The organism is Caldithrix abyssi DSM 13497 (assembly GCF_001886815.1).
GTDB lineage: Bacteria > Calditrichota > Calditrichia > Calditrichales > Calditrichaceae > Caldithrix > Caldithrix abyssi.
Genome location: NZ_CP018099.1, coordinates 4941217 through 4955658 on the forward strand (window position 1 = coordinate 4941217; position 14442 = coordinate 4955658).

The 14442-nt window shown below is 42.8% G+C and carries 10 protein-coding genes; 6 read left to right on the top strand and 4 right to left on the bottom strand.

Annotated elements, in window-relative coordinates:
- Positions 1-91 precede the first annotated feature (91 nt).
- A complete protein-coding gene (locus Cabys_RS19450; protein WP_006927639.1) occupies positions 92-1270 on the top strand; it encodes a C1 family peptidase in 1179 nt (392 codons plus the stop codon).
- A 23-nt stretch (positions 1271-1293) separates the two neighbouring features.
- On the opposite strand, the gene Cabys_RS19455 is transcribed toward Cabys_RS19450, so the two are convergent.
- A complete protein-coding gene (locus Cabys_RS19455) occupies positions 1294-1515 on the bottom strand; it encodes a hypothetical protein (RefSeq protein WP_006927638.1) in 222 nt (73 codons plus the stop codon).
- A 167-nt stretch (positions 1516-1682) separates the two neighbouring features.
- Between Cabys_RS19455 and Cabys_RS19460 the strand changes: the two genes are divergently transcribed.
- The gene (locus Cabys_RS19460; RefSeq protein WP_006927637.1) at positions 1683-2342 is read left to right on the top strand and encodes a peptidylprolyl isomerase; all 660 of its coding nucleotides are present in this window, start codon (positions 1683-1685) and stop codon (positions 2340-2342) included.
- A gap of 384 nt (positions 2343-2726) precedes the next feature.
- Here Cabys_RS19460 and Cabys_RS19465 read toward each other — a convergent pair whose 3' ends face one another.
- Complete coding sequence (locus Cabys_RS19465) at positions 2727-3647, bottom strand: DMT family transporter (RefSeq protein WP_006927636.1); 921 nt, start codon at positions 3645-3647, stop codon at positions 2727-2729.
- A gap of 245 nt (positions 3648-3892) precedes the next feature.
- Here Cabys_RS19465 and Cabys_RS19470 point away from each other — a divergent pair, with 245 nt between their 5' ends.
- Complete coding sequence (locus tag Cabys_RS19470; protein WP_006927635.1) at positions 3893-7327, top strand: alpha-amylase family glycosyl hydrolase; 3435 nt, start codon at positions 3893-3895, stop codon at positions 7325-7327.
- A gap of 214 nt (positions 7328-7541) precedes the next feature.
- Here the strand turns inward: Cabys_RS19470 and Cabys_RS19475 are convergent, their stop codons facing one another.
- Positions 7542-8285, bottom strand: a complete 744-nt coding sequence (locus Cabys_RS19475) for a tetratricopeptide repeat protein (protein ID WP_006927634.1) — start codon at positions 8283-8285, stop codon at positions 7542-7544.
- 78 nt (positions 8286-8363) lie between these two features.
- Entirely contained in the window at positions 8364-10988 is a 2625-nt protein-coding gene (locus tag Cabys_RS19480; protein ID WP_006927633.1) for an alpha-amylase family glycosyl hydrolase, read from the bottom strand.
- 89 nt (positions 10989-11077) lie between these two features.
- Between Cabys_RS19480 and Cabys_RS19485 the strand changes: the two genes are divergently transcribed.
- From Cabys_RS19485 to Cabys_RS19495, 3 genes are read left to right on the top strand one after another with little or no spacing between them, the layout of a single operon-like run.
- The gene (locus Cabys_RS19485) at positions 11078-12310 is read left to right on the top strand and encodes a SpoIID/LytB domain-containing protein (protein ID WP_006927632.1); all 1233 of its coding nucleotides are present in this window, start codon (positions 11078-11080) and stop codon (positions 12308-12310) included.
- Positions 12310-13083, top strand: coding sequence for an SPOR domain-containing protein (locus Cabys_RS19490; RefSeq protein ID WP_006927631.1), 774 nt, complete (start codon positions 12310-12312; stop codon positions 13081-13083). The genes Cabys_RS19485 and Cabys_RS19490 overlap by 1 nt, the downstream gene beginning before the upstream one ends.
- A gap of 11 nt (positions 13084-13094) precedes the next feature.
- Entirely contained in the window at positions 13095-14309 is a 1215-nt protein-coding gene (locus Cabys_RS19495; protein WP_006927630.1) for a hypothetical protein, read from the top strand.
- The last annotated feature ends 133 nt before the right edge of the window (positions 14310-14442 follow it).

Here is a 14442-nt window from a genome sequence, read left to right on the forward strand (position 1 = left end):
AGTATTTGAATTTAAATAAGAATGTTTTAAATTTTGTGCACCATGGCATAACATGGAGAAATTTATTGTTTTCAAGCAAGGAGGTTCCAAAATGCAACGCTTTCTCATATTTGCTCTAACCATCTCATTTTCCCTCATTTTTGTTCTGTCTTCTAAAGCCCAGGATAAAGCCTTTTATCAGAAGAAAAAAGTGTGGACGACAGAACGCATGGTTTTAACGGGCAATTTCGATAAGGTCAAAAAGCCACGGATGGAAGATTTTAAGACGCAGGTTTTCCATTTTGAACCCACCCATCAGGACACCACCGGCACCTGCTGGTCGTTTTCCACCATTTCCTTTCTGGAAAGCGATCTGTACCGCCAACATCAAATCAAGGTGCGCCTTTCCGAAATGTTTGTCGTTTACTGGGAATATGTGGAAAAAGCCCGACGCTTTGTGCGCGAGAAAGGCGATTCTTTTTTTGGTCAGGGTTCGGAATCTAACTCTGCAATTGCGCGCATTAAACAATACGGCATTGTTCCGCGCCAGGTTTATGACGGCCTGTTGCCAGGACAGGAACGCTACAATCACACGCGCATGTTTCGCGAAATGAAGGACTACCTGAATTTCATTAAAGAAAAGGGCTACTGGGATGAAGACATTGTGCTGGCCACTATTAAACAAATTTTGAACAAATACATGGGTGAACCGCCTTTGTCCTTTGAGTACAAGGGCCAAACTTTTACGCCGGTTACCTTCAGGGATCAGTATTGTAAACTAAACCCTGATGACTATGTGGAATTTATGTCCACCATCAAAGCGCCATTTTACACCAAAGCCGAATTCGAAGCTCCGGACAACTGGTGGCATTCCAAAGACTACCGGAACATTCCATTAGACGTTTTTTATAAGACCATTAAACAGGCCATAAAGAACGGTTATTCAGTGGCCATTGGCGGCGACGTTAGCGAACCGGGACGCTACAATGAAGGCGACATCGCCATTATTGTCCCCTGGGATCTTCCCCAAAAATCAATTAACCAATACTCTCGCGAACTCCGTATTTACAACCGTACCACCACTGATGACCACAGCGTTCATCTGGTTGGCTACACTCACAAATATGGCCATGACTGGTTTTTAATCAAAGATTCCGCTTCCGGATCGCAAAAAGGAGAATACAAAGGCTATTTCTTTTTCAGAGATGATTTCATCAAATTGAAAATGTTGAGTTTTATGGTTCATAAGGATGCTGTTAAGGACTTGCTGGAAAAGTTTGACGACCAATAGTAAACGGCAAGCGCCTTACGGACTTAAACCCCTGTGAGGCGCTTTCTTATTTCCCAGAGTGCGTTTTCCGCTTCCGACGAGGCAGACAATCGTTTTTTTAAGCGCAGCAGGCGGGCGGAAATATCATGAATTTGCCTTAAAAACTCTTCGTCATACTCCAGGGTTTCCGATCTGTTTTGCAAGATGAGAATGCGCAGGCGCATCTGTAAATCTTCAAAGCGCTTTTGCAGAGCTTGCTCATTCATGGCCTCACTCCTTGTTTTTCTTTACTTTTATGATCGGTGGAAGAAAGGGCTTTCCAAATTTTAAAAGTTTTTTGACCCAATATTGAACAATAATTGTTCAATAATATCTATTTTTGCAAAAAATTCTTTTACCCCCTAATTTTAAAAGAAAAAACTGGGGGTTAAAAATGAAAAAAGTTCTTTTCTTTTTGCTTAGCGTATCGCTCATCCTTTCTGCCTGCAAAGATCGGAAAACGATGGATGAAAATATTCAACTTAAAAAGCAAATAAAGGAATTAAAATTGAAGTTAATGCAGTACGAAAAGCTGGCGCAAAACATGCAGTTTTTAATTGAAGAGATGGAGGGCGTAAAAGCGCGCATTGTTACCAATTACGGCAATATTGAACTGAAGCTGTTTCCGCAAAAGGCGCCCCTTACCTGTTTCAATTTTATTACGCACGCCGAAAGCGGATATTACGATGGCCTGCTTTTTCACCGTGTGATTAAAGGTTTTATGATTCAGGGCGGAGACCCCAACACTCGAGGCGGAAATGTGCAAATCTACGGTCTTGGCGGCCCGCTGGTTCACATTCCGCATGAGTTTAACGATCTTAAACACGACCGGGGCGTTGTTTCCATGGCTCGCCCTGGCAACCTTGCAGCCGGCGCCGGCACACAGTTTTTTATTGTGCAGCAACCGGCCCACCACCTGGATGGACAGTACACGGTTTTCGGTAAAGTAACCAGCGGCCTGGATGTGGTGGACAAAATCGCCGACGTTGCCACCGGAGCAAACGATTTGCCCAAAACGCCTGTGAAAATCATTAAACTTGAGGTGTTTAAATAATAACGTAAGATTTGATCAGCGACTACTAAGGCAGCGCAGATGCAAGTTAAAAAAATTTGATTTATTTAAACACTTAACAAATTTGAAGGCAAGTACACTTATCATTAGTTATGAGTGATGCGTAATTCGTGATGAGTTAATTTTTAAGCGCTGCTTAAATTATGTTGGTTGCAGGGATAACTCCTCACTCGTTAGCTGTCAGGCGCCATGTATCGAAACCGCTCCCTTCGACTTCGCTCAGGGAGCGGTAAGGAAAGAAAAAAAATTCTCGTTTCCTGCAAGGGCGGGGTCCTCGCAATGACAGAGCCACATGGTGGCTGAGCATAAACGCCTAAACCACTAAACTTCTAAACCCCTAAACTCTTACACTCTTTCTCCTGCGAGTCATTCCAGCCACTCGTTAATACGCATGGAAATACGCACAATGGCAAAAATTAATACAAAAGTTCCCAGCCACTGTACCGTATCCAACAAGCGATGGCGAACAAAATATTCCAGCAAAATGGCCGTGGCCGGAAAACTCAACTCGCAAATGGTGGCAATAGAAGCGGGAATCTTCCTCAATCCGTAGTAATAAAGAAAGATGGCCGGCGCTCCCGTGGAAAAAATAATGAGCGCAAAAACCAGAATTTGCTGGGGAGTAATTTGCGCAATGGCCTGATAGGTATTGGTAAACACCCCCACAACAACCATGATTAGCGCCGTAACCAGAAAGCGTAAATAAGTTGCGAAGTGAAAATCAATGCGTCGTAAAAGACGTTTACTAAAAACCGTCGATGCCGCAAAGCTCATGGTGGCCAGCATGGCAAAGCCCGCTGCTTCCAGTGTTTTGTCGCCCGTAAAAAAATTGGGCAACCGCCAGCCGAAGGTCATAAAATAGGCGCCGATTAAAGCCAGCGCCGCCCATTTTAAAAATCTTTTAGAAAGACGCTCTTTTAAAAAAAGCGCCGCCAGCCCTATGGCAAAAACCGGTTGTAGTTTCTGGATGAGCACAACCACCGAGAGGTTAACATAATTCACATAAAATATGGCGCGCGTAATGGCCAGCGTACCGATCGCCCCGCCAAAAAGCGCAACGGCCAACAGGGACAGCCACTCTTTATAGTTTAACAAGCGCAGCCGCGCAAAATAACGAATGAAAAAAGGCGTCATTAAAATCGCAGCCATGGAAGTTTCAATCATTACCACCAGAACAACCGGCAGCCGATATAAATAAGGGCGTAGCACAATGCCGTCAACGCCCCACAAACTGGCGGCAAGGATGACAAAATAGGGCGCTAATTTTTGTTTTAAATGATCTTTCATCGCTTTTCTTCTTAAAAATTTTGCGCTAATTTACTGGTAAATTGAATTCCAAACAAAATTGTTCACATTAGAAAGCGTAGCCGACCTAAAAATCTTAGATTTAAACAACCACTCTTTTTAGCGCGACCTCTTTTTTAAAAAAAGAAATCCCTCAATTGAAAATCGATTAAACAATTTGCTAAAATACCTCTTTAGCATTATTTTCTTTGGCGCGCAACATTTTTGCAAACATGGAGAAAATGTAAATGACAACCATAAAAGAATTTCATCTTAAAAAGTCCGTACGGCAACAACTTTTGACCCATGATTCATGGTTTAAAAAACAAGGAGATGTGATTATCTCAAACCAACAGGTGGCGCTAAAGCTCGCAGAGTCTCTGCGTCCCCTGAACAAGAACCTTCAGGCCAGCGAATTGAATGCCCTGGGTCTGCTTCATGAAATCGAACATGCCATGGTCGAGTTTTATCAAAAACATATTTTAAAAAACGTGCTTTTACAACTGGAACGGTATTTTAAGCAAAAATTAGGTTCCGAAGCGTATCAAAAACTGCTCGAAGGCTTTTGCGAATACTATCCACCCACCCCTGTTTTAAAAAACGAAATGTCCATCAAAGCCTACTTAAAAGCCAAAAGCGGGCAAACGCCTAACAGCCAGCTCATTCTGGAAGAAATCTTTTTGCTCTGGTTGGACCATTTAAATCCTGCATTCAAACCCTTAAAAAAAGCCATGGAGCCCACCGAACTTTCCAGCGCCACGGTCTTTGAAAAAACGCTTGATTTGTTCGACCATTTTTTTGCCGAAGCGCCGCCTCTCCCACAGGAGAAGACCTCTTTGTTTGAATTTTTAAGAGAACCGGCTAAAAAATTTCCGCATTCCATTCAGGCTCAACTGGAATACATCGCCCGCCACTGGGAAAAGTACATCGGATCTTTTTTAAAACGCTTATTATTTTCGCTTGATTTTCTCACCGAAGAACACAAAGCGCGCTTCAATCAGGCCGCTTTCGGCCCCGGGCCAAGCGTCGTCCCCCGGTATTCCGCAGACCTCGAGCCGGAGCGTTTTACCCCTGACGAACACTGGATGCCACGCCTGGTATTAATCGCTAAAAGCACCTATGTGTGGCTCGATCAACTCAGCAAAAAATTCGAACGACCTATTACCACCTTAGACCAGGTTCCCGATGAAGAGCTGGAGCGGCTGTCACGTTTCGGCATAACCGGGCTGTGGCTGATTGGTATCTGGGAGCGAAGCAGAGCCTCACAGCGCATCAAACAGCATACCGGCAACACCGAGGCGCTTGCTTCTGCCTATTCTTTGTACGATTATGTGGTGGCTCAGGATCTTGGCGGGGAAGCGGCTCTACAAAACTTAAAAGAACGGGCCTGGCGCTTTGGAATTCGCATGGCAACCGACATGGTGCCCAATCACACCGGCATCGATTCACGCTGGATCATTGAACACCCGGACTGGTTTATTCAACTACCTTATTCACCGTTTCCCAAATACAGCTTTAATGGCCCCGATTTGTGCGACCATCACGACGTCGGCATTTTTATTGAAGATGGGTACTGGGACAAAACAGACGCCGCCGTGGTGTTTAAAAGAGTGTACTATCCTGCAGGTGAAGTTCGATACATCTACCACGGTAACGACGGAACCAGCATGCCCTGGAATGATACCGCCCAACTCAATTATTTGAATCCCGAAGTGCGCGAAGCCGTCATTCAAAAAATAATCGACATTGCCAGGCAATTTCCCATCATTCGTTTTGACGCGGCCATGACCCTGACCAAAAAACACTTTCAACGTCTGTGGTTTCCGGAACCGGGGCACGGCGGCGATATCCCCTCACGCGCGCAGTTTGGCATGACCAAAAGCGAATTCGACCGACACATGCCCAACGAGTTCTGGCGCGAGGTGGTTGATCGTGTTCAAAAAGAAGCGCCGGACACCCTGTTGCTGGCCGAAGCCTTCTGGTTAATGGAGGGATATTTTGTGCGCACCCTCGGCATGCATCGCGTTTACAACAGCGCCTTTATGAACATGCTTAAAAATGAGGAAAACGATAAGTTCCGCCTATTGATTAAAAAGACGCTGGAATTCAATCCGCAAATTCTTAAACGCTACGTTAATTTTATGAACAATCCGGATGAAGAAACCGCCGTTGTACAGTTTGGAAAGGGCGATAAATATTTTGGCGTTTGCATCATGCTGGCCACGCTTCCGGGTCTGCCCATGTTCGGTCACGGTCAAATCGAAGGTTTTGCCGAAAAATACGGCATGGAATACCGCCGCGCCTACTGGGATGAAGAAGAGGACAGCTGGCTGGTTCAGGAACATTTTCGTCTAATTGCTCCACTCTTAAAAAAACGATATCTTTTCAGCGACGTGGAAAATTTCTTGCTGTACGATCTTTATAACGGCGACGGCCAGGTTAACGAAAATGTGTTTGCCTACAGCAACTATTTTCATGAAGAACGAGCCCTCGTTCTTTACAATAACAGCTTTTCCCATGCCGCCGGATGGATTAACCTGTCTGCCGCTTTTAAAAGCAAAGACCAATTGGTTCAAAAACCCCTCTGGGAAGGCCTTAAGCTCCATTTCCCTGAAGATGCGCTGATCGTTTTTCGCGATCATGTTAGCGGTCTGCACTATATTCGAGAGATGAAAGAGATTAAAGAACGCGGATTGTTTGTGGATTTAGGCGCCTACAAATTTCAGGTTTATCTTGATTTTCGGCCTGTTTTTGATTCACCGCACGAACCCTACCGCCAGTTGTGCCAGCACCTGAACGGGCAGGGAGTTGCGGATCTTAATATCGCTCTGAAAGAAATGCTCTATCGCCCCTTACATCAAGCCATTGAGCAGGCGCTCGATTCCCAATTTTTACGCCCCTTTCATGAGGGTTTTAAAAACAGCTCCTCAACGGCTCATTTTAATAAATGGCTTCGTGACAATCTTTCTGCTTTTGTCGCCAATATTGCGCAACTCGAGCAAAAAGATTCGTTTTCAACCCCAATCATTAATCATGTTGCCGCCCAGCTTACTCATTATTTTATAATTTCCGATAGCTGTTTTTTCACTGACCATACACTGGATTTAGAATCTTTCGCGGATCGGCTAACATCCTTCTTTAATCTTGACCTTCAAAAGCCGTCTGTTGATTTCCGTCTGTTTCAAAGTCATTTGATCTATTACCTACTGGAAGCTGTTTACCATCAAAGCGAAGATCACGAAATCTTTCAGGATCGACTGCTGGACAACATCTTTGCGAATTATCTGGATCACCTGGACCATTTGAAGTTTGTGGGCCACAGGGGACTGTTTTTACTGGACCTTTTAAATCAATTTCCGGAAGGACTGGCTTTTTCTCAAATTACCAGGCTAAAAGAACAAATAAGATACCTTTTCGATTTACAGTCAACAGCGCGCTTTATTAAACTTCATGAATTCAATGGCGTTCTTTATTTTAACAAAGAGAATTTTGAAGAGATGCTGTTCTGGCTGTTCATTTTACATCTATTAAAAAAGTGTAAAACACCTCAAAAAGATTGCGCCCGCACCAAACGTAGCGTAAACAATTTGAATTTACTGATCCACAAAGCACTTAAAAGCGGTTATCAAACAGAAAAATTTTTGGGTGAATTTACCACTAAACAAAAAGCTTCAAAAAAATAAATGCGCTTTAACAAAGTTTCGCCATTTCTCGTCTCCTACCATGCGGGAGACAAAGAATTTATTTTCTTTACCGCTCCCTGAGCGAAGTCGAAGGGAGCGGTTTCGAGACGGAGCGCTTGACGGGTAATGAATTATCTCTGCTGCTGAAAGTATTTAACCGGCGGTTAAATTAAAATAAGACTTTTTGATTGCGGCTTTGTTGACTTCGTTTAAACTAATAAATCAGGGGAAGCAGTTGATATTTGTAAAGGGATTCCACGCGGTCCAACTGCCTTAAGTCGTTGCGAATTTGTTCCACCGAGGTAAAAAAATCGACAGGATAATTGGGATACACATCTTTATTCTCCCCCTTTTTGGGAGGATTGTCCTGCATCAACTCCAAAAGAAACAACGATTGATAAAGATAGGTACGAGCGGCTTCAAACTCACCCAATTGAATTAAACACCTGGCTTTAAGATGCGTGTACACAGCGCAAGAGGGGTTAAACGCCAAAGACCGGTTAATGCATCGCAGACCTTCCGAAAAATCTTTTTGATCATACAGCACAACCGTTGCCAGATAATTAATATATTCATCGTCGGGATAATCTTTGTAAATTTCCAGAATATATTTATTGTACCGTTGACGGTATTCTTCCCAGGCCAGTTTACTGTTGAGTTCAAAAATTTTATGAATTAATTCCGGTGAAATTTCGGTAAATTGATCGCTGAGCTCCGAATAAATTTCGAAGGTTCTCTCAAAGGAAAAGGGCTCATCATCAAAAATATCTGGCGCTTTGTTTTTAGGACGCTTTGCCAGCTTTTCCATCTCTTCCGGATTGTTGCGCATGAAAACTTCGTTACCGATTTCGAAGATTTCATTGATCGATTCAAGAGTAAAAGCCAGCGTGTAATTGCGCTTGGCGTAAATATTAAAGATTTCCTGAATCGATTGTTGTAACTTTGATTTTGATATCATTTGTTTGCATCCCACCGGATATTTTTAAAACTGTTATTCATTTTAACGTCGAGACTTCGAAAAATATCCTTTCCCTTCTTAATTCGTCGGATTCCGTAAGATTTTTACTTTTTTATCCGTATTTGAAAAATTGACGATCACTTCTACAGAGTCTTCTTTGCCGTTTCTGACGAATTTCCACACCTTCCCACCATCATCGATTAAAAGATTCTGAAAATCACCCCGCTTAAGCGCCTCGCTTTGTTTTCTTAATTTAATGTGCTTTTTAAAAAAGTCAAACCATTTTTCATTATCTCCATGTTTAAACTGTGGACGCATCTGAGTGGCATAATATTCCTGACCGTAGTAAATAAGCGGCGTTCCGGGTACGGTAAAAAGAACTTTCGTCATCATTTCAACGGTTTTTTTGTCAAACAACGTATTGAATCTTGGCAGATCGTGATTTTCCAGGTAACGTAAAACCTGGCTGTAACGAGGATAGTTGGTCACGCTCTTTTCCATCCCAAAAGGTATGGCCGAAAGCGGCTTATGGCCCCGTAAAACATCCAGCACATTGCCATAAAAATCGGTGTCATACGACATGTCAAATTCAAAATCATGAAACATCCACTGACGTGGTAAAACTTCATTTAACAAAAGGCATTGCGGATTTACTTCCTTAACCACGCGTCGAAATTGCTTCCAAAAATCATGGGGTATGGCCCAGGCTACATCACATCGAAAACCGTCCACGCCCACATTTAACCAGAACAACGCCGAGTTTAGAATGTAATGCCTGACCCACGGATTGTTAAAGTTCAAATTTACCAGCGTATCCCAGTCGTTATGATATCCCCACGTACCGTCCGATTTCCAGTAAAACCAGGAGCGCAACGGTGATTTTTGGTTTTCGGCCGCGGCTTTTACAAAACGGTGTTGATCTGAAAGATGGTTAGCGATAAAATCAAAGATAACTTTTATGCCCAGCCTGTGCGCCTCTGCAATCAATTGGCGGTAATCGTTTAATGAACCGTAATCTTTTTCGATGGTAAACAATGAAGTCGGCGCGTAACCATGTTCCGTGGGACCGTCATAAACCGGTAATAGCCAGATGGCATCCACGCCCAGACGTTTTAAATAGGGCAATTCTGAAATAACGCCTTTTAAATCTCCCTGAGCCGTAAACTTACGTACAAATAAGGAATAGAAAACAGACGTATCTGCCCAGGCAGGCGTCTTACGCAGGTCCATCCATTCCGTTTCTTCAAAATGGTTTATCAATAATTTTTGCGGAGCCGACCAGTTCCGGCCATGCTCCATTACCAGGTAGTAGTAATAATTACCATGGGGCCAGTTTTTATCAAATATTAAACGGTTGGCCCGTGTCTTTAATTTGTTCACCGGATTGTTAATATCCGAAAACCAGTGAAATTTAACATCTTGGGCTGTTGAATCCGGCACGAACGCCACTTTTAGTTGCCGTTCCGCTTGCTCACTGTTTGAATAAAAGCGCCCTTCAAATACTTTGTTGCCTGCCACGCGTTTTAATGAATTAAAACCATTCCAGCCGTCCGGCACTTTTTCTTTATTTTGAGGATCCGGCATCCACAGGGAATCGTTTACAACGTACTTATATTCCCAGATGCCCGGCGGCAGTTCAATAGCTATTTGCCATTTTTGGGTCTCCTGATTCCATTGCATCTTATGTACATCGGCCTTCCAGTTATTGAACTCGCCGACCAGCGATACTTTTTGCGGCTTAAGCCCGTCGTTAAATTGCACGGAAAAAAGAACGCGCTTTTTGGGCGCTGGCAGTACAATCACTTCGGTCTCGTCACTGACCTGTGCGCCGGCAGAGTCCCGGACCATTAAGCGAAATTTGTAGCGGCCGGCCTTGTTGGCTTTGAAGGTAGCAAAAGGCGTTTCAGCTTCCATCAATTTGACTTTTTTGCCTGCAACCTGACGCCATTCATAACGCACCAGCGGTTCAAAATCCGGATCAAACGACATGCCCGCATTCAGCCTGACCGCCTGGTTTAAAAAAACAATCTTTGTGGCGCCGGCTTCTGCAACGGGTTTTACATTTTTTAGGTTTACAAAATAAATGCCTTCCTTTTCATACACCATCCGCTTTTTCTTTTTATCAATCAGGCGCACCTGCCATTGATGCTCGCCCTCTGATAAAGGAAGCAGTACGGCGAGCATGTTCTTCTGTTTTTTATCATATTCCATTCTTGTCGAATCAATGTAAATTTCCACATCAAAGTTTTGTAAAATTTTGTCAAGCGATTGATTGAAGTAAAAACGCAGACTATCAACCGCAAAGTAAAGCCAGCTTCCTGTTGCCGGCGTTGTTTTTTCAATTTTTGGTATAGGCCTTGAAGACACAAAAATTTTAGAATTGGAATACGGGCCGTCATACGCTTTTACCATGGGGTCTTTAACCCACAGCGCATTATTGATCACAAAGCGGTACAGATGCCAGCCTTCTTTTAGTGGAATGGTAATTTGCCATTTTCCTGAGCCGTCATTTTTCAGGTAGTACCATTTTTGCCAGTCAGAAAAGTCGCCAACCACCGCTATTTCCCGGATGTCATACTTCTTTGCGGAATTATCAAAAATAAACGTCCACTTAACGGGCGGACTTATTTGCTGTTTTAGGATAACCAATGTCAGCGAAATTAAAAGAAGCAAAAATAAAATAATTTGAGATAGGCGTTGCATTTCATTGCTCCATTTTTAATTTTTGTTTCATCTTAACATCGAATTCTTTAAATTTCAAACAATTATTCTAAAAAGCGTGAGGAGGGAATTTGAAATATAAAATCATCCTGTTTTTATTTCTTTCTTTGTTAATTTTTTCGTGCCAGCCGCGCGTAAAACCTACAAAAGTTTCCAGAGCCCCTCAAATTAAAGTTTTACTGTCCCGCTTTAATAACGTCGATTCCATTCGTTTAGAAGGCCGATATTCTTTGCAACTGGAAGAAGCGCTTTACGAACTTGGCAAAAAAAATAATTTTTTTTACATTTCTCCTTCAAAATCCGGCTTTAAATTTTACAGCGACAACCGTCTGTTTGTATTTAATTCTAACGCCACCGTCACTCTTACGCCCGAAAACGCTCAGGACAGTCATTTTGAATTTCATAAAAATTGGTACAAAGGAAAAATCATTTTAATGCTGGGTGATCAACAAAACATTTTATTGATTAACCAGATCGACCTTGAAGAATACCTAAAAACCGTACTGGTTGGCGAAATGCCTTCAAACAAAGATTCCTATTTCGAAGCCTTAAAAGCCCAGGCCATTTGCGCCCGCACGTACGCTCTTGAACGGATGAAAAAAAATGCCGAAAAACCGTTTCATGTTTACTCTGATGTAAGGGACCAGGTTTATGCCAGTCTGAAGCGGCAAACACGGCTCGCCAGCGCCGCCGTCCAGGCCACGCGCGGCGTTGTTTTGATGTACAAAGACCGTTTCGCCCGCACCTATTTTCACTCTACCTGCGGCGGCATGCTGGAAGACATTACCAATTATTGGGGCGGAGATTCTATTCCTTATCTTAAAAGCCGTAAAGATATTGTTGGCCATCAATTTGCCTGCCAGCCTTCTCCTCATTTTCGCTGGCAAAAAACCTTCTCTTTTAAGCAGATCGATTCGTTATTCCAGATTAAATTTCACAAGTCTGGCCTTTCGCGTAATCCGCAGGATACGATTGCGCTACATCTTACCCTTAAAGTTTTACAGCGTACAGCATCCGGCAGGGTAAAATCTCTGGAGATATCCTACGCCGATACTTCTGTAGTACTGAACAATTTTTCCATTCGTAAGTTTTTTTCCCTAAACGGAAAAGGAGCGTTGCCCAGCCTGTTATTTAAAATGCAGGCCGTAAACGATTCCACCTTATTGATTAGTGGCGCAGGTTATGGCCATGGCGTCGGTATGTGCCAGTGGGGCGCCTTAAATATGTCTGAACAAGGGTTTAAATACTACGACATCCTGGTTAACCAGTATTTCCCCGGGACCTATTTAAAGGAGATCTACTAATGTTTAAATACAAAATTGCCTTTTTTATTTTAAGCGCGGCTTTGATTTTAAACAGTTGCCATCCCTCGCTTATTAAAAAATCTAAAGAAAAAGACAACATCGACAGCGTACTCTTTTATCAGAAAGAGGATATTCCCGATCCCTTCTTAGACGGCTTGCTGTCGCCCCCCGATCATGAGGTCGTTCAACTCGAAAAAATAATTACGCCCAAAATAAAGTCGAAAAAATTCAAAGAAATTGACGGTTTTCGTGTTCAAGTTTTTGCCAGCGTTGATTCTTTTAACGCATTAAATCTTTTAAAAAACTTAAAAACAATGGTTAAAGACAGCGTGTACCTGATTCATGAAAAAAACCTGTTTAAAGTACAGGCCGGCGACTTCCCTTATCGACAGCAGGCCGATTCATTGCGGGAATTTATCAAACAAAAGGGCTATCCAGGCGCATGGACCGTACAGCGAAAAATTTTAATTCCAATCAAGGAATCTACTCCTATTAAGACAGCCGCGTCTTCCCCAACCGTTAATATGAAAAGAACTGCCGATTTAAGCGAATTTTACCAGATTCAGGTTTTTGCCACCACAAGCAAACAAAAAGCGCAGAGCATTGTCGATCAACTTTCCTTACGCTATGATTTCCCCTGTGAATACCGCTTGCAAAACCAATTGTACAAAGTTCTGCTGGGACGCTTTGCCACAAGAGCAGAAGCTGAATCGGTATTAAAAGAAATAAAAGCTCTTGGCTTTAAAGATGCCTGGATTGTTCACCAACCTTAGGAGGTGCAAAAATGGACAATTTTTATTTCAATTACAAAGATTTGTTCAAGGCTCCACGAAAAGCCATTGGCCCCCAGCGCATCGGTCTTGCCATGTTGGGGCTAATGGCGGCTCATGTGGTTTACTTGTTTTTTACCTATCTGGCCTTTTTAAGCGGCGGGCAGGGGATTGCCGAAGTATGGGCTAAGTATGGGTTGTTTCCCTGCGCTTATGCCGTAGGTTTGCCTTTTTATGCTTACATTATTTACTGGATTGGCCTTCTTTTAACGGGCTTTATTCTTCTGTTAATGAATGTTGCCGTTGCCCGTGCGGCCTATATGCATTTAAGAGAAAATTTATTTTACACATGGAAGCAGGCTCTTCGTTTCGCCAGGAGCAAGGCGCTTTCTGTGGTTGGCATTTTTATTACCTTTGCTTTTTTAATTTTACCTTTTATTTTTGGCGCAATTGTTATGGCGTTAATTGGTAAAATTCCCTGGTTTGGCGAAATTTTAAACTCATTAGCCACTCTGCCATACATTTTTGCCGGAATGGTTCTGGTTTTCTTTACTTTAAGTTTGTTTGTTTCTGTGTTTTTTGGGCCGGTGATCATTTCCACTTCAGAAGAAGATGGCCTGGGCGCCGCTGTTCAGTCTTTACACTTGACCTGGGGCCAACCCTGGCGACTGGTTTTTTATGGCCTCATTATCGCCATTCTCGAAGTCTTTGGCATCTTCTTTTTTGCCTTTGTTTTAAAGATCGGGTTGATCATTTATTCAATCCTTTTCATGCCATTAATGCATTCCCTTGCTCCCATACTGGACAATGCTCTTCGCCTGGTACAAATTTCCATGGGCGTTGTCAACGACTGGATTTTTGATCTTTTAGGGCCCACGGGCAGTAAGCTTTTTTATTTAAAGCAAGATTACGAAGCGCTTGCCTCCTCGATACCGCTGTCCACGGTTATTTCTTCCTACATTGTTTTTTTCTTCTTTTTAATTGCCGCTTATATGACTATTGGTTATGGCGAAGCCGTTGGCATTACAGGCCTGGTTATCGCTTATGTGATTTTTGATAAAAAGTTGACCAACACCAATTTGCTCACCAGAAAAGACAGTGAAATTGAAGAAGAAGATGACGACGATGATCAGCCTACCGAAGAAGACACGAAAAATCTTTCTGATGAACCTGAGAATGAAGATGATGAAAAAAGCAATGAACAAACAACTGCCGAAGAAAACTCCTGAAACCAATCACTCATCCTGTCATTCCCGCGTCGACCGGGAATGACAGGTTTTTAGTTTGTTTTTGTACTTCATGTTCTATTGAAATCACAAGCGATTCATCCATTCCATTTTCTCTACCGCTTTCATGATTTCA